Annotated in this window: 14 protein-coding genes; 7 read left to right on the forward strand and 7 right to left on the reverse strand. The window is 43.6% G+C overall.

Annotated elements, in window-relative coordinates:
* Positions 1-14: 14 nt before the first annotated feature.
* From kdpA to ACO1R6_RS19355, 6 genes are all read left to right on the forward strand, one after another.
* The gene (kdpA, locus tag ACO1R6_RS19330; protein ID WP_486266734.1) at positions 15-1,730 is read left to right on the forward strand and encodes a potassium-transporting ATPase subunit KdpA; all 1,716 of its coding nucleotides are present in this window, start codon (positions 15-17) and stop codon (positions 1,728-1,730) included.
* A gap of 63 nt (positions 1,731-1,793) precedes the next feature.
* The gene (gene kdpB / locus ACO1R6_RS19335; RefSeq protein ID WP_486266735.1) at positions 1,794-3,839 is read left to right on the forward strand and encodes a potassium-transporting ATPase subunit KdpB; all 2,046 of its coding nucleotides are present in this window, start codon (positions 1,794-1,796) and stop codon (positions 3,837-3,839) included.
* A gap of 377 nt (positions 3,840-4,216) precedes the next feature.
* Positions 4,217-4,795, forward strand: a complete 579-nt coding sequence (locus ACO1R6_RS19340) for a K(+)-transporting ATPase subunit C (RefSeq protein ID WP_486266736.1) — start codon at positions 4,217-4,219, stop codon at positions 4,793-4,795.
* A gap of 409 nt (positions 4,796-5,204) precedes the next feature.
* Positions 5,205-6,275 (forward strand): porin, encoded by a 1,071-nt coding sequence (locus ACO1R6_RS19345; RefSeq protein ID WP_486266737.1) that lies wholly within the window; start codon positions 5,205-5,207, stop codon positions 6,273-6,275.
* Positions 6,276-6,288: 13 nt separating this feature from the next.
* Positions 6,289-7,407, forward strand: coding sequence for a sensor protein KdpD (locus ACO1R6_RS19350; RefSeq protein WP_486266738.1), 1,119 nt, complete (start codon positions 6,289-6,291; stop codon positions 7,405-7,407).
* Positions 7,407-9,167, forward strand: coding sequence for a HAMP domain-containing sensor histidine kinase (locus tag ACO1R6_RS19355; protein WP_486266740.1), 1,761 nt, complete (start codon positions 7,407-7,409; stop codon positions 9,165-9,167). Before ACO1R6_RS19350 ends, ACO1R6_RS19355 begins: the two co-directional genes overlap by 1 nt.
* 169 nt (positions 9,168-9,336) lie before the next feature.
* Here ACO1R6_RS19355 and ACO1R6_RS19360 read toward each other — a convergent pair whose 3' ends face one another.
* From ACO1R6_RS19360 to ACO1R6_RS19390, 7 genes are all read right to left on the reverse strand, one after another.
* Complete coding sequence (locus ACO1R6_RS19360; protein ID WP_486266741.1) at positions 9,337-9,747, reverse strand: DUF1348 family protein; 411 nt, start codon at positions 9,745-9,747, stop codon at positions 9,337-9,339.
* Between the two features lie 10 nt (positions 9,748-9,757).
* Positions 9,758-10,282 (reverse strand): TetR/AcrR family transcriptional regulator, encoded by a 525-nt coding sequence (locus tag ACO1R6_RS19365; RefSeq protein WP_486266742.1) that lies wholly within the window; start codon positions 10,280-10,282, stop codon positions 9,758-9,760.
* A gap of 187 nt (positions 10,283-10,469) precedes the next feature.
* Positions 10,470-11,120, reverse strand: coding sequence for a hypothetical protein (locus ACO1R6_RS19370; RefSeq protein WP_486266743.1), 651 nt, complete (start codon positions 11,118-11,120; stop codon positions 10,470-10,472).
* Between the two features lie 58 nt (positions 11,121-11,178).
* A complete protein-coding gene (locus tag ACO1R6_RS19375) occupies positions 11,179-11,787 on the reverse strand; it encodes a hypothetical protein (protein WP_486266744.1) in 609 nt (202 codons plus the stop codon).
* A gap of 4 nt (positions 11,788-11,791) precedes the next feature.
* Positions 11,792-12,304, reverse strand: coding sequence for an RNA polymerase sigma factor (locus ACO1R6_RS19380; protein ID WP_486266745.1), 513 nt, complete (start codon positions 12,302-12,304; stop codon positions 11,792-11,794).
* Positions 12,305-12,641: 337 nt separating this feature from the next.
* On the reverse strand, positions 12,642-13,868 hold the full coding sequence (locus ACO1R6_RS19385; RefSeq protein ID WP_486266747.1) for an ROK family transcriptional regulator: 1,227 nt from the start codon (positions 13,866-13,868) through the stop codon (positions 12,642-12,644).
* 217 nt (positions 13,869-14,085) lie between these two features.
* Entirely contained in the window at positions 14,086-15,705 is a 1,620-nt protein-coding gene (locus ACO1R6_RS19390) for a DUF4127 family protein (protein ID WP_486266749.1), read from the reverse strand.
* Between the two features lie 715 nt (positions 15,706-16,420).
* Between ACO1R6_RS19390 and ACO1R6_RS19395 the strand changes: the two genes are divergently transcribed.
* The gene (locus ACO1R6_RS19395) at positions 16,421-17,617 is read left to right on the forward strand and encodes a n-acyl-d-glucosamine 2-epimerase (protein WP_486266750.1); all 1,197 of its coding nucleotides are present in this window, start codon (positions 16,421-16,423) and stop codon (positions 17,615-17,617) included.
* Position 17,618: the final 1 nt, after the last annotated feature.

Below are 17,618 nucleotides of genomic sequence, written 5' to 3' on the forward strand. Positions count from 1 at the left end.
CAATTCCTCAAAACATGAATACTGAACTCCTCAGCATAATTATAACCTACGGCCTTACGTTGGTACTGGCCATTCCGCTCGGCAAATACATTGCTAACGCTTTTAAAGGCGAACGCACGTTCCTGGATTTTCTGGCGCCAGTAGAGCGGGCTATTCTGCGCTTTTCCAGCATCGATGCCCGCCGCCACATGAACTGGAAACAACACCTGGTTGCGCTGCTCACCATAAATATGCTCTGGTTTGTGTACGCACTGGTAATTTTGGTAACGCAAGGCAGCCTGTTCCTGAACCCCGATGGCAACCCGTCCATGACACCCGATTTAGCGTTTAACACCGCCATTAGCTTCTTGGTAAACTGTAATTTACAGCATTATTCCGGCGAAAGCGGCCTCACGTATTTATCGCAGTTGGGCGTTATTACCTTTTTACAGTTTGTGTCGGCGGCTACGGGTATTGCGGCTTTAATTGTGGTATTTAATGCCTTACGCGAACGTACTATCCAAAACCTGGGTAACTTTTTCGATATTTTATTAAAAGCAACTACCCGTATTTTAATACCGCTCTGTTTGGTAGTAGCTACTGTTCTGGCCTTTAACGGTACGCCCACCAGTTTTGCCGGCAAAGATAGTTTGGTTACCGTGCAAGGCGATAGCGTACAGGTTGCACGGGGCCCGGCGGCCGGCATGATTGCCATTAAACACCTGGGCACCAACGGCGGCGGCTGGTTTGGCGTGAACTCAGCGCATCCTTTGGAAAATCCTAATTACCTGACCAACATGACCGAAATGGTGGCGCAGGTACTTATTCCGCTGGCTTTAATATTTGCCCTGGGCTTTTACCTGAACCGCAAAAAACTGGCCTGGGTTATTTACGGCGTCATGACGGCGGGCTTCCTGTTGTTTTTATTCCCGACCATTATTGCCGAAACCGACGGTAATCCGGCGATAGAACAAATGGGCATTGCGCAGCAAATGGGCAATATGGAAGGCAAGGAAATCCGGTTTGGCGCCACGGCCTCGGCTTACTGGAGCACCGTTACCACCATTATTTCTACGGGTTCGGTAAACAGCATGCACGATAGTTTTATGCCGGTTTCGGGCTTGATGCAACTCCTGGCCATGATGACCAACGCGTTTTACGGCGGCTGCGGCGTGGGTATTCTCAATTATTTTATTTACCTGATTATTGCCGTGTTTATCTCGGGGCTGATGGTGGGCCGCACGCCGGAGTTTCTGGGGCATAAAATAGAAGCCCGCGAAATGAAAATAGCCGTTTTAATTGCCCTGCTGCACCCGTTCCTGATTTTAGTGGGCACCGCTTTATCGGCCTGGACTTTTGTAAACTATCCGCAAGCCGCCTGGGCCGTGCAACCCGCCAATTGGTTAAATAATCCTGGTTTTCATGGCTTTTCGGAAATGCTCTACGAAAATACATCGGCGGCCGCCAATAACGGGTCTGGCTTTGAAGGTTTGGGCGATAATAATCTATTCTGGAATGTGGTTACCGGGTTTATTTTAATCCTGGGCCGTTTCCTGCCCATTATTGGTCCGGTAGCGATTGCGGGTTTACTGGCGAATAAAAAATATATTCCGGAAAGCGCCGGCACGCTGCGCACCGATACCGGCACCTTTGGCATCATGACCTTTGCCGTGATTATGATTATTGCCGCGCTGGCGTTTTTCCCGGCTTTGGTTATCGGGCCGCTCGCCGAATATTTTTCACTTTATTAACGCCCGGCTCCGTCATTCCCCGGTGGGGCCATTAAAATATTTATCTAAAATTATTCAGAAAAAATGAGTTCTCTCAATACCAATTTATTTCAAAAGGAACTAATGGGCGAAGCGCTGAAACAAGCCTTTGTAAAACTAAATCCCAAAAGTATGTTCCGCAACCCGGTTATGTTTACCGTAGAAATAGGTACGTTTATTATGTTGCTGGTCAGCATCGGCGTATTGATTAACCCCGATAAAACTCAGGGCACGTTCGGGTATAATTTTACGGTATTCCTGGTTTTATTTTTAACCTTGCTGTTTGCCAATTTTGCCGAAGCCATTGCCGAAGCGCGGGGCAAAGCCCAGGCCAACAGCTTGCGCAAAACCCGCGAAGAAACACCGGCCCTGGTAATATTGCCCGATGGTTCGCAAAAAAATATTTCGTCTTCACAGCTCAAAAAAGGCGATATATTTTTGGTGAAAGCCGGTGAATTAATCCCGACGGACGGCGAAATTATTGCCGGCTTAGCCACCATTGATGAAAGCGCCATAACCGGCGAAAGCGCCCCGGTAATCCGGGAAGCGGGCGGCGATAAATCGAGCGTAACGGGTGGTACCAAAGTTTTATCCGATAGCATAAAAGTAGCCGTAACCACCCAGCCCGGCGAAAGTTTTTTAGATAAAATGATTGCCCTGGTAGAAGGCGCCAGTCGCCAGAAAACACCCAACGAAATTGCCTTAACTATTTTGCTGGCCGGTTTTACGCTGGTGTTCGTGATTGTGTGCGTTACCCTAAAACCTTTCGCCGATTACGCCCAAACGCCCATTACCATTGCTGCCCTTATTTCACTTTTTGTGTGTTTAATCCCGACTACTATTGGCGGTTTATTATCAGCCATTGGTATTGCGGGCATGGACCGGGCACTGCGGGCCAACGTGATTACCAAATCGGGGAAAGCCGTAGAAACCGCCGGCGATATTGACGTGCTGCTCCTGGATAAAACCGGCACCATTACCATTGGTAACCGCAAAGCCACTAATTTTTACGTCCGTCAGGGCCACGACGAAGCCTATTTTATTCGCACCAGCTTTTTAAGTTCTTTAGCCGATAACACGCCCGAAGGAAAATCGATTGTGGAACTGGCCGGGATGCGCACTAATTTGAGTTCGGTAAACAAAACCCAACTCCCCGAAACTGCCTTTGTGCCTTTTACCGCCGAAACCCGGAGCAGCGGCGTGAATTTGCCCGACGGTACCCGCATCCGGAAAGGCGCGTTTGATGCCATGCGAAATTTATCGGAAAAAGCCGGCAACCCATTTCCCGAAGATATTGCAACTAAAGTAAAAGAAATATCGAGCAATGGCGGCACGCCGCTGGTGGTAACCGAAAACGAAAACGTGCTGGGCGTAATTGAATTACAGGATATTATTAAAACCGGTATTTCGGAACGATTTGAGCGCTTGCGCAAGATGGGCGTAAAAACCGTAATGGTAACCGGCGATAACCCCTTAACTGCCAAATTTATTGCCGAAAAAGCGGGCGTAGACGATTTTATTGCCGAAGCCAAACCCGAAGATAAAATGAATTACATTAAAGCCGAACAAGCGCAAGGCAAACTGGTGGCCATGATGGGCGACGGCACCAACGATGCGCCCGCTTTGGCCCAGGCCGATGTAGGCGTAGCCATGAACAGCGGCACCCAGGCCGCCAAAGAAGCCGGCAACATGGTAGATTTAGACAACGACCCGACTAAACTGATTGAAATTGTAGAAATCGGGAAACAGTTGCTCATGACCCGCGGCACGCTCATTACTTTCTCTATCGCCAACGACGTAGCCAAATATTTTGCCATTGTTCCGGCTTTGTTTATTGCGGCTATTCCGGCTTTGCAAGGTTTAAATATTATGCGCCTGAGCAGCCCCGAAAGTGCTATTTTATCGGCCGTAATTTTTAACGCGATTATTATACCTTTTTTAATTCCGCTGGCTTTAAAAGGCGTGGCTTACAAACCCATCGGGGCCAGTGCTTTGCTGCGCCGCAACCTGTTGTATTATGGTTTGGGCGGGGTTATTATTCCCTTCCTCGGGATAAAAATAATTGATATGGCAGTTTCCTTATTTATATAAAATTATGAAGTTATTAAGAAAACTGGCGCGAGCGTCCTCGCTCGTGTCTTTTATGCCGCTGGCCTCCGGCCACTATAATAAACTAGTAAATATTAAATATTCGTAGCGGCCAGAGGCCGGACGATAATCATCACGAGCGAAGACGCTCGCGATAGAGTTAAGTTCTTTGGGGCAGCTTTGTTAAGTACTGTGAAAACTCTCCCTTGAGGGGAGATTAAGAGGGGTGTTATTAATATTAAATAATAAAGAACACCCCTGTAGTCCCCTCAAGGGGACAGTTTCTGACATTTATTACATCTAAAAAATCCTCCTTTGGAGGAAGTTAGCGGGAGGCGAAATCATTCTTCCGCGTCTAAAAATTTAAAAATATATACAACATGAAAACTTATTTATTGCCCGCTTTAAAATTATCCCTGGTTCTGCTGCTTATGTGCAGTGTGCTGTACCCGCTGGTGGTGGCAGGCATTGGCAAACTTAGTCCCGGCCAGGGCAACGGCGTCACCATTTCCCGGAACGGAAAAGTAATCGGCTACGAAAATATTGGTCAGCACTTTACAAAACCCGAATATTTTCAGGGCCGCCCGAGTGCCGTAACGTATAATGCCGCTGGCTCGGGTGGTTCTAACAAAGGCCCCGCCAACCCCGAATATTTAGCCCTGGTAAAAGCCCGCATCGATACCTTTTTATTGCAAAACCCAACGGTAAAACGCGAAGAAGTACCCAGCGAATTGGTAACGGCTTCGGGCAGCGGCCTGGACCCGCATTTATCGGTGGCGGCCGCTACGGTGCAAATAAACCGCATTGCTGCCGCCCGGAATATACCCGCTACTCAGGTAAAAGAACTCGTGCAAAAACATACCGAAGCGCCTTTACTGGGTTTCCTGGGCACCGAAAAAATCAACGTACTAAAACTAAATATCGCTTTGGATGAAGCCGCACCCCTGGCAAAAAAGTAAATATTCTTTCGCAAGCGTCCTCGCTCGTGAATATTATTTTCCGGCCTCTGGCCGCTGTGAATATTTAATAAATATTTGTCATTTCGAGCCTGTCGAGAAATACCGAACATGGCGATAAGACTTAAATCCTTCGATAAGCTCAGGATGATGCTGTAATATTTATACAGGCCAGAGGCCTGCTTAATAGGCAGACACGAGCGAGGACGCTCGAGCCAGAAATGTAAAAAATCAACTATAAAATAATCTGGCTAATGCTTACTTCAGCCGCCATTGGTGGTGTTATCACCGCCAATTTATTACCTATAACCAGATTACTTGCCGGTGAAAACAACCGGCAAGGGCAGCCTTTCTAATATTTTAAACGCTAAACAAATCCAGTAACCAACAACTATTTCTACCTCAATCAAAGATGAAAACACTTTATATATTCCTGTTATCCTTTATTTCCATTACAAGCTTCGCCCAGACCGATTCTGTGGGTACTCAAAAAAATATTACCCTCAGTGGCTTTGCCGATATTTATTACACCTATGATTTTAATAAACCAACCAATCACGAACGTCCCGGCTTTTTATACAACCACAATCGGCATCATGAATTTAATGTAAATTTAGCTTTTTTGAAAGCGGCTTACAGTTCCGAAAATATTCGCGGCAATTTGGCTTTAATGGCTGGTACCTACGCCCAATATAATTTAGCCGCCGAACAGGATTTGCTTAAGAATATTTTTGAAGCCAATGCCGGGGTTAAATTAGCGCCTAATTTGTGGCTGGATGCCGGTATTTTTGGTTCGCATATTGGCCTGGAAAGCGCCGTATCAAAAGATAATTTTACCTTAACCCGCAGCTTAAGTGCCGAAAACACGCCTTATTACGAAAGCGGGGCCAAACTAACCTACGAAGCGGGTACCAAATGGCTATTTACAGCCCTGGTTTTAAATGGCTGGCAAAATATTCGCGAACCCGAAGGCAATAACAATAAAGCTTTGGGCACGCAAATTCAGTTTAAACCAACTTCTACCATCTTATTAAACTGGAGCACTTTTTTCGGTAACGAGAAACCCGATAATGCTAAACAACGGCGCTATTTCCACGATATTTACGGCACCTTTCAACTAAGCGATAACTTTAAACTGGCTACCGGCTTTGATATTGGCTGGGAAGAAAAACTAAACTCCGCTTCTTATAATATCTGGTATAACCCTACTTTATTGCTGCATTATAACTTTACCCAGAAACTAGGTTTAGGCGCCCGCGCCGAATATTACCACGACCCCAAAGGTGTCATTATTGCCACCAATACGGCCAACGGATTTAAAACCAGCGGTTACTCCCTTAACCTCGATTATGCCCCGGCCACCAATGTTTTGCTACGCCTGGAAGGTCGGTTATTAGATAGTAAAGAGGCAATATTTACGCGCCAGAATAACCTGGTAAACGAAAATACCGCCATTACCACCGGCCTGGCCATTTCTTTCTAAAGGGACTAAACAAGTGGAAAAAGAGCAATCGGCGCAATATTTCCTGGATTTAATAAAGCAATCGCGGCGCGGGAAATTTAAAATATACCTGGGCATGAGCGCCGGCGTGGGCAAAACGTACCGCATGTTGCAGGAAGCCCACGCCCTGCTGCGCAACCACATTAACGTGCAAATTGGTTATATAGAAACCCACCGCCGTCCCGAAACCCACGCTTTACTAGCCGGATTGCCCGAAATTGCCCGCCGCCAGCTTTTTTACCGGGGCAAAGAAATGGCGGAAATGGATTTGCAGGCCATTTTAAATATGCGTCCCGAAGTAGTGCTGGTAGATGAACTGGCGCATACCAACCTGGCCGGTTCTAAAAACGAAAAGCGCTGGCAAGATGTGCTCGAAATATTAGAAGCCGGTATATCGGTTATCAGTGCCGTAAATATTCAGCACATCGAGAGCCTGAACGAAGAAGTGGAAGCCATTACCGGCATTGAAGTAAAAGAACGGGTGCCCGACCGGGTGCTGCAACTGGCCGATGAAGTGGTAAATATTGACCTGACCGCCGATGAACTGATAACCCGGCTGCGCGAAGGCAACATTTACGACCAAAGCAAAGTAGAAACCGCGCTGCAAAACTTCTTTAAACCTGAAAAAATATTGCAGCTCCGCGAAATGGCTTTAAAAGAGGTGGCGCACCAGGTAGAACGCAAAATAGAAGCCGAAGTGCCGGTGGCGAGCCAATTGCGCAACGAAAAATTTATGGCCTGCATCAGCACCAACGAGAAAACTACTAAAATGATTATCCGGAAAACTGCGCGGCTAGCAGCTTATTACCGGTCGCAGTGGGTGGTTTTATACGTGCAAACAACCGCCGAAGCCGGCGATACCATTGGTTTAGCGGCGCAGCGCCATTTAATTAATAATTTAAAACTGGCCACGCAACTGGGCGCCGAAGTAATTAAAATAAAAAGTAATAATATTGCCGAAGCTATTGTGGAAATGACCACGCAAAATAAAATAACCACCGTCTGCCTGGGCAAGCCGCATTTTAGCTTTTGGCAGCACCTGCTGGGCCGGAATTTATTTAACCGCTTATTACAAAATTTACCTCCTGAAACCGATATTATTATTCTGGCCTGATGAAAATTAAAACTAAACTTGCCCTCGGGTTAAGCTTTTTATTTGCGATTATTATATTGCTGGCTGGTTTAGGCGCTTATTTTGCCCAACGGTTAGCCGCCGAATCAAAAGCTATTTTGCAGGATAATTACGAAAGCCTGGAGTACAGTAAAAATATGCTGCAAGCCCTGGATTTAATTTCCAGTCCTGATACTTTAAACCAGCCCCAGGCGCTAACTGATTTCCAAAAATATTTAAGTTTACAGGAAGCCAATATTACCGAAGTAGGAGAAAAGGAAGCCACCGGCACTATCCGAAAGCAATTTTATTCGCTACAAAAAAATATATTGGCAAGATACCCAATGGCCAATAAATCGCCCGAAACAAATCAAATCCGGCAATATTTATACCGGCTTACCGAAGTAAACATGCAGGCCATAATCCGGAAAAGCACCGCCGCCCAGGAAGCCTCGCAGCGGGTAGTTACGTTTCTGATAATTACCGGCACCATTAGCGTACTGATTACCTTAACTTTTATTTTAAATTTTCCGGGCTATATTGCTAATCCCATTCGCGAACTAAGCCACAGCATTCAGGAAATTGCGAATAAAAATTATACCCAACGCCTGCACTTCCCCAACCAGGATGAATTTGGCGAACTAGCCGACGCCTTTAACCAGATGGCCCGCAAACTAGACGAATACGAGCATAGTAACCTGGCCCGGATTATGTTTGAAAAGCGCCGCATCGAAACCATTATTAACAACATGAGCGATGCCATTATCGGGTTAGATGAAAAGCAGGTTATTTTATTTGCCAACCACGAAGCCGTGCAGCTATTAGGGTTATCCCACCCCGATTTAGTGGGGAAATATGCCCCGGATGTATCGTTGCAAAACGATTTATTGCGCACCTTACTCACCGGCAACGCCACCGCACCGCTTAAAATATTTAATACCGGCAAAGAAAGTTATTTCACCAAAGAAAATATCGGCATAAAGTTACCCGCCTCGGAAAACGAACCTGAAAAACCAATCGGGCAGGTACTTATCCTTAAAAATATTACCCCCTTCCGCGAACTCGATTTAGCCAAAACCAATTTTATTGCCACCATTTCGCACGAGCTTAAAACCCCGCTGGCGGCCATTAAAATGAGCGTGAAATTATTGCAGGATGCCCGCATTGGCCAGGTAAACCCCGAGCAGCAAAGCTTACTCCAGCATATTACCGACGATAGTAACCGGCTGCTGCGCATTACCGGCGAACTGTTAGACTTGGCCCAGGTAGAAACCGGCAATATTCAATTGCATTTCCGGCCCGTTGCTCCCTGGGATATGATTCAGTATGCCGCCCAGGCCATGCAGGTTCAGTTAGAGCAAAAGAAATTAACCCTGGAAATGGCCGTGCACGCTAATTTGCCCCAGGTAAACGCCGATTTGGAAAAAACCACCTGGGTGTTAATTAATTTTATATCCAACGCCATCCGGTACTCGCCGGAAGGTGGCAGCATTACCATCCGCGCCGATTATTACCGTAGCCCCGCCAGCGGCTTTATCCAATTTTCGGTGCAGGATTTTGGCCGGGGCATTGAAAAACAATATTTAGAACGCATTTTCGATAAATTCTTCCAGGTACCAAACGCCGACACCCCCAAAAGCGGCACCGGTTTAGGGCTGGCCATTTCCAAAGAATTTATTAATGCCCAGGGCGGTGCTATTTGGGTTGAAAGTGAAGCTGGGGAAGGGGCCGTATTTAGTTTTAGTTTGCCTGTCGCTAGTTAAAAATCATGAATTTGGCTTACTAATACCAGAAAGTAAGAGTAAGTTTAAATTTAGTAAAATCAGTCCAAATCCGTCATTCTGAAAGAATCGTACGGGTTACCTAATCAGAAGATTCTTTCAGAATGACCGGTCTAGGTTTTTTTGCCGCAGCAACGTTGTAAAAAAATATTTATAAGTATCTGTCTGCTTCGTTTATTTCAACATCATTTATGCTGGCGTATCTTTTTTGCATTAAACCGTTTTCGTCGAACTCCCAATTTTCATTGCCATAGGCTCTAAACCATTTTTCAGCTTTGTTTTTATATTCGTATTCAAACCTTACTGCAATCCGGTTTTCTGAGTGGGCCCAATATTGTTTTTTAAGTTTATAGCATAATTCATTTTCCCACTTCTGCGTTAAAAACTGGATAATTTCAGTTCTGCCGTTAATAAACAAATTCCGGTTTCGCCATTCACTGTCAAGGGTGTAAGCCAATGCCACTTTTTCTGGGTTCCGGGAATTCCAGGCGTCTTCGGCCAGCTGAATTTTTTGTATGGCGGTTTCTAAAGTAAACGGCGGCAACGGATGTCTTTTTTCCATAAAGTAAAGATTAAATCAGGTTATTAATTATTTCTTTTGATTTCAGGATGAGCTCGTTAGATTTAAATAGCTGGCTTTCTATTATGGAACTTTCAAAGAGAAGATATATGTGCGCAGCTAACAGGGGATCGCTAATTTCTTTGCTAAAAAACAACCTTAAATCTGTTTTATGGTTTTGAATAACCAGCAGAATATTTTCCTGGTCTTTTGCTATCTCCGATAAAATATTTAAAAAGCTACAACCCCGGTAATCTTCTTTGTTATTCATAAAGATTAAAAAATCAAACGTATACAATATTCTTTCTTTGGGGCTGCGGGCTTTGATTATAAACTTTTGCAATTCGCTAAACCAGTACTGGTGCCGGGTGTTTAGAAATGCAATGCATAAATCGTCTTTAGATTTAAAATGCTGGTAGAAACTTGCTTTAGCTACTTTGGCCTCATTGATAATTTGGTTAATACCCGTGCTGTTATAGCCTTGCTGATGAAATAAAACCGAAGCAATGTCTAGTATTCTTTCCCGGGGAGCGCTCATACCTTTTTTGTTTTCTTTGCAAAGGTACCTTTTTATTATATACAGACAAGTCTGTCTATAATAATTTATTTGTCAATGGCACTTGTATTGGCGGTAAAACACTACATACCATTATATCGCAGTTAAGCCCTTCTAAATAATACTTGATAAGGATCTGACTTTTGAGATGTTTATTTTAACGCGCTGTTTAAAAGTTATGGTTGGTTGTAGCTATTTTACCTTTTGCAAGCCGTTCTGCAAATTGTTCATTCTTTAACACTTGCATAAATTCGGCATAATTAGCATTGGTCTGGATGGCGACAGCCTTATTGTTACGCTGAGTAAGCTTTATTTTATTATTGTACAAGGTTGTGTTGTAGGTTGATAAACTGGGACTTGTTAGTGTATCGGACATAAAAAAGTCGGTGGCAGAAGGGTCTGATTCATTTTCCCAGTTATACTTCCTGGAAACACATAAGCCGCTAAAGCTAAGCGTAAGCGTGTTTTTATCTATAATATATTTCCCAGTGGTTAAAGTTTTATCTCCCGTGCAGTACTTAATAACATAGAAAGTACTATCGTGGTTAAAAACCAAGTTCCCGGCACAACAATCACAGGCAAAGTTAAATGAACAGGTATCGGTAAAGTGCGTTATACTACCCAGTTCAAAAACTTTCTCGTTTAAATCTGAATAACCTAAATCATTCTTTCTATTAGCACCGGCTTTGTCTTGGTTAGCGGCAGATGTTGGTTTTGCATTTAAATGCGGCTGGTTATTAATTCCCGCAACCGGAACCGTTTGGGTTTGACCACAGGCAGTAAATAGGAGCAGAATAGAAATGAAGTAAATTTTTTGCATATATAGATTAATTGTTCTTAACCCAACTTAGAAGCTATTTATTATGGATGGGCGGCATTCAATGTTTTCCTTCAAATTGTATAATTTCGGTCAGGAAAGCCTCGGTACTTTTTAATTTTTGCTCATTTTCTTTATAGCTTTTTCGACTGAAAGCTACTACGAGCGTAAGCACAACAACAGAAATCAGGCAAAAGATAGATAGTCCTTTCAAATCGCGGTATATTGGTATATCTAAAAAATATCTTAACCAAATTGGCAGAAAAGTTAATATCCACATGACCGTGATTACTATGTCGTATTTAAAGGTAGCCGCCGTATGAATCCGAAACTGGCAAATTGCTTTCTGCAATTGCAACAACGAGGCCCTGTAATCTGGTTTCTCTATAGATAGATGCGATACAAAAGACCCCAACATAGCCAAACTACCCACAATAGCCGGTATGCTATAGGCAATTTCTTCCAGCATTAATATAGCCAGCGCCATCGAAACAAGGCAATAAATTAAAGCCAAGTTCCGGCCTAACAAAGACATACTAATAATTTTATTAAGCTCTCCGGTCGTGTTTTCTAAATTCATTTTTAGCAGCAGGTTTTCATTCAGGTTAATTTTATGGTCTAAATGCTTGTCTTCTGCTTGCCAGTTATGCTTCAAATCATCAAGTTCCATGTAATTAATTATTTACGGTAGAAATACTTTCTTTCAATTTCTTTTTGATGCGGTTTATTTTGGTGCCGACATTGGTTTCTGTAAGCCCTATAATGTCGGCTATTTCTTTGTAAGGTTTATCCTCCAGGTAAAGAATAATCAGGGCTTTGTCTAATTTATTTAACCTGTTAATAAACTTATACAGAATTTCCATTTTCCGGATGTGTTCTTCGGCTGAGTCTTCTTCTTCGGCTATCTGGAAGATGCTGCCGCTATACGGGGTATTGGTTTTACTTCGTTTAGAATCTTTCCGGTAATGGGAGATGGCTACATTTAAAGCTATCTTGTAAATCCAGGTAGATAATTTAAAATCTTGCTTAAAGGATTTAAGCGATTGCCATAGCTGGATTATAATTTCCTGTTCCAGATCTTTTCTGTCTTCGGGGCTGCGGCAATAAGCATAAATTACCTTATACAGGATTTTCTTATTCTCCTTTAATATTCGGATAAACCATTCTTTTTCTGCTCCCGGATTCACTTTAGGATTTAGGTTTATTACATTATTCGCAGGAACTTAAGGAAAATCACAAAAAAGAAGCTATTTATTTTATAGTGGGGCGTAGGTCAATGTTGCAGTTGAGATAATGTGCCTGTTGCACAACTGTATGTTATAGATTAAATTAAATATTCTATTAGAAAATATTTTAAAAAGATATATCTCGGGCAATTTTAAGTTTAATTTTAGAACGTTTAGGTTGTAAGTCGCTCTTTTTTATACCATAAACCAGGTTTAAATGCCTGTTAAGGGCGGGGCAGATAAGCCCCGCCGTAAGCAAATGCAATTTTTGGTAGGTTTTTGGTTTAATATTCTGGTTTTAAACAGTAGTCAGTAAACGGTTGCGTACCAGCAGGCAGGCACCAATTACCCCGGCGCGTTCTTTTAACTTCGACATTTTTAGCTGGGTTGAATTATTGAGCAAACTCAAGGAATATTTATTGATAGCACTCCGGATGGGGAGCCGGATGTAATCTTCGGTAGCAGCCAGGCTGCCGCCTAATATTACCAGCTCGGGATTAAATAAATTTATTAATAAGGCCAGGCCGCGGCCCAGTTTTTCGCCAATTTTGCCAATGAGTTCGATGGCCATTACATCGTCGTTGTTGGCGGCGTTAATAATATCTTCGAGTTGTACGTCTTCGGGGTGCGTTTTTTTACGGCTGATTACCGTAGAGGAGCCTTCCATTATTTTTTCGCGCATCATGCGGGTAAGCGCAGCACCCGATGCTTCGGTTTCTAAGCAGCCTTTTTTGCCGCAATGGCAAATTATTTCGTTATCGAAAAGTGGTATATGCCCAAACTCGCCGGAAAACCCCGATTTGCCGTAATAGAGCTGTCCGTTAATTAAAATACCCAGACCAATGCCGTGGTCCATGTTCAGGAACAAAACATCTTTTTCGCCGGATAGATTGCCCGAATTAAACTCGCCGTAAGCCATGGCCCGCGAGTCGTTTTCCAGGAATACCCGGATTCCAACTTTCGATTCTATTATTTTGCTCAGGGGCTCTTCGTTAAAATAAAAGTAACTATAACTATAGCCGGTGGCATAATTAATCCGGCCGCTCAGGTTTAAGCCTAAACCTAATATTTTATCGCGGGTTACCGGTAACTCATCTATAAAAGCATTAATTAAGTGGCAAAGCTCTTCCAGCGACTCGCGGTTGTTGTTGAGTTTATAAGCAATTTTATCGGTATATTTTATAAGCTCTTTCTGTAAGTTTGATACGCCCATATTCAGGTGGTATTTTTTTACATCAACGCCAATAAAAAAGCCCGATTCGGGAGCTAAACCGTATAAATTAGCCCGCCGGCCACCGGTAGAATCTACTTTGCCGTGGTCTTGTACCAGGCCATCGCTTATTAAATCGTTTAGCAAACTGGTTACCTTGGGTGGGCTTAGGTTAAGTTCTTTGCTCAGGTCGGCAATGGTGGTGTTGCCGGCATTGGCAAAGTACGCCACAATGGCTTTTTTCTGGTTTAAATTTTTATAAGCTACGCCACTTACCGTTTCGGTATTCAGTTCTTCAAAAAACGTTTTATGCATAATTCAAGTGCTAAAGCTTGCCCCATACTAAAGTAAGTTGCGGCAGTTGTTGTAAAATAAGTTTTTTAGCCTGGTTGTTTACAATGCGCCAGAAAATATATAGTTGTTGGGGTGCTGAAAATAATATTTTAACCCGAAATGGCTGGCTGCCGGCATATTGGTTTAACCTGAATAGTATAAGCCAAATGGCCAGCGTAAGCCTTCCAGGTCGGGTTTGTTATTTTTGATTAGTTGTGTTACAGGTTAAGTTAAAATCAATTTCGGCTTCAAAAGTACGGTTCCAGGGTAACGTAAATTTTAAGTTTTCCGGCGAGGTACATTTTACGTTTTTCTGGATTTGGTTCGCTGCTTTGCTGTAATAATCGGGCATCAGGTTGTTTAAAGCAGTTTGCAATAATTTCGTACAATAAGCTTCGGCATCGCGGGCAGTAGTTGGTTGCAAATAATTAGAGCTGGAATTTTGCTGCTTTAAATAGGTGTTTACCTGGGCCCGGACCAAATTGTGGTAATAATAATCGTCGATGACCCGGTGCAGGGTAAACCAGTTTTGGGCCGTCCAGATGCGGGCGGCAATATTTTTATCTTTTAATAATTTGGTTTGCGCCACGCCAAAAACAATGCCTTGCGGCAGGGCTGTACCAATGGTGTTGGCGGCGGTATTCCAGGAGGCATAGCCGTTTAACTGCGACAGCACATTCTTTTTTTGCAGCGCCATGGTAAAATCGGTATCGCCGCCTTGTACGTTGCCTTTGGGGTCGATGTCGGCCACAATTACCCGCTTGCCTTGTTTTACTCTTGCTTCTATTTCATTCGCAAAGGTTTTGGCGCGGCCGGCCTCAAAGCGCGAGGCAAAAACATAAAAGAGTAAATCGGCGTCGGCTTCGGTTTCTACTTCGCGGGCACCGGTAGCTTTTATGTGGTAACTTACGGTTTGCCGCAGCGGTTTATCTTCAAAGGCCATTACGGCGTTGGCCTGATTCTCAGAAGAATAAACGGCTTTAATTTTAGGCGTTACCTGGAAATGAATATTCAGGGCGCGGGCCAGCAACAGCATGGCCACTTCGTCGGCACCCGGCTGTACGGCAATTTTCTGCGTCAGGCCCAGCCGCTTGGTTTCGGCAATTAATTTTTCACGATCGGCTACGTGAATACCATGGGGCTTGGCATCGTCTTGCGACAAAATTAAATAATCCATAATGCCGGCTTGTACCAGCGAAATAGCTTTTAAATTGGTTTTTAAATTACGTTCGCGGGCACTTTTGTAATCGGCCAGCCCTTCGGCCGGAATGTCCTTTTCCAGTTGTGCGGTTTCAGCTTTTGATTTGGCATCGGTGGCTACCGAAATTTCAGCCCAGTTAGCCAGCTTTTCGCGGTAAGCTTCGTTTTTGCCGTCGGCGGTAGGAGCCAGGCGCATAATTACGTTCTGGCCGTAAATTAAAAGTTTGGGAGCTCTTTTTTTCAGAGTGCTTATTATCTCCAGCCGGTTTAAAGCAACCTCAGATTTTACCTGGTGTACCCGCGAGCCTACCAAACCGCCGTATGCCAGCATATCCAGCGCAATAATAGCCGCATCGTATGTTTTTAAATCTTGTTTATTTAACCAGCTAATAATTTTATCAGATTGGCCCACTGTGGTATAACGGCCCAGCAATTCGCGCGGAGGCGATATTACTTCGGCATCGCCAATTAAACCCATGCGCTCGGTAAACTGCAGGCAGGGTGGACGGTCGTCGAGGGGTACCAGTAATATACGGGCTTTGTATTTAGCCGGCGTTTGCGCTATGGTTAAAAAAGGAAATAAAAGAAAGAGCAGCAAAAAGGCAGGGTAGTTTTTCATGCGTTTATTTATCTGGGTTGGATTGGGGTTAAGTGTGATATTATTGGAACATACTTTCTAAGGCAAGGAACAGGTGGCTTTAATTTAAGATATGGAACGGCTTTTAGATTTACTTAATGCTTTGAATCCTGTACGCCTGCCTGATAATGGCCAAAAAAGCACCACCTAAACATGCTTTTAGTGCTTCATGATTACAGCTGGCCCTTAAAATTTAAGCAATAGTAAAAATTATTTGTCTAAGTTATTAATTTTTTTTAAAAAGTAATATAGGTTAATAAAATATCTGCACGGTTTAGCTGCATGTGTTTAGTTTAGCGCGTCTGTTTAATATATATTTAATTTTTGCGAATTTACAATTAGTTTAAATTTGTAGATGTTTTGCTGAATTAATATCAATAGTTTGGAGATTAAGGTTAAAATTTAATAGCAGGTGGCTTTTAAATGTGTCAATATTTAAGATTGTTGTTTTAAATATACTTAAAAAATAATTTAAAAAAGTTTTGATGTTTGTTAAAATAATTCCTTATTTGAAACAACATTTAAGGCGATGCTACTTGTTTAACTTCTATAGATTGGTTGGCTATATACCAATAAGTAGAGTGAAGTAGGGTAATTGAGATGTAGATTTCTCCTGAATTGTAGCGTCTGGGCATTGGACCAATGCCGGAGGTAAATACCTGTTTTTTACTTATACAAATACAAATAATCCTACGCAATGCTTATAAAAGATTACGCGCAGCTATACAAAGAAAACTTACTCGAAGATGTTATTCCGTTTTGGCTGAAGCACTCTCCTGATACGGAGTTTGGCGGGTATTTTACGTGCCTGGACCAGACAGGAAAAGTTTTCGATACCGATAAATTTATTTGGTTGCAGGGCCGCCAGGTGTGGTGCTTTGCCATGCTCTACAATCAGGTCGAGAAAAAACAGGAGTGGCTGGACTTGGCTATTCAGGGGGCAGAATTTCTGAAAGCCCACGGCCAGGATGCCGAAGGCAACTGGTACTTTTCGCTAACCCGCGAAGGCAAACCGCTTATGCAGCCGTATAATATTTTTTCCGATTGCTTTGCCGCTATGGGTTTTGGTCAGCTTTACCAGGCTACCAATAATAAAGCTTATGGTCAACTGGCCGTAGAGACTTTTCACCGGATTTTGCGCCGGCAAGAGAATCCCAAAGGTCTTTATACCAAGGCTTATCCGGGTACGCGGCCGTTGCAGGGCTTTTCCTTGCCCATGATTTTGTGTAACCTGGTACTGGAGATGGAGCACCTGCTGGCTCCCGAATTGGTAGAAAGCACCATCCAGAAAGGTATCCAAACGGTAATGGAGGTGTTTTACCAACCCGACTTAGGCCTGATTCTGGAAAATGTAACTCCCGAAGGTAAGTTCTCTGATTCTTTTGAAGGTCGTTTGGTAAATCCGGGGCACGGTTTAGAGGCCATGTGGTTTATTATGGATTTAGCTACCCGCCGCAACGACCAGGCACTTATTAAAAAAGCGGTAGATATTGCCATTCAGTTATTGGAGTACGGCTGGGACCAAAAACACGGCGGTATTTTTTATTTTCTGGATGTAAAAGGTTATCCGCCGCAGCAACTGGAGTGGGACCAGAAATTATGGTGGGTACACATTGAAGCCATTGTAACGTTGCTCAAAGGCTACTGGCACACCGGCGACGAACGGTGCTGGCAATGGTTCGAGAAATTACATAATTATACCTGGCAGCACTTCCCCGATCCTGAAAATGGCGAATGGTTTGGTTACCTGAACCGCCAGGGCGAAGTATTGTTGCCTTTAAAAGGCGGTAAATGGAAAGGCTGTTTTCATATTCCCCGCGGTTTGTACCAAAGCTGGAAAACCCTGGAAGCCATTGCACAAAAATATCCTAATTTAACCTTGCAGGAAAAATAAT

This window comes from Adhaeribacter sp., from assembly GCF_057359045.1.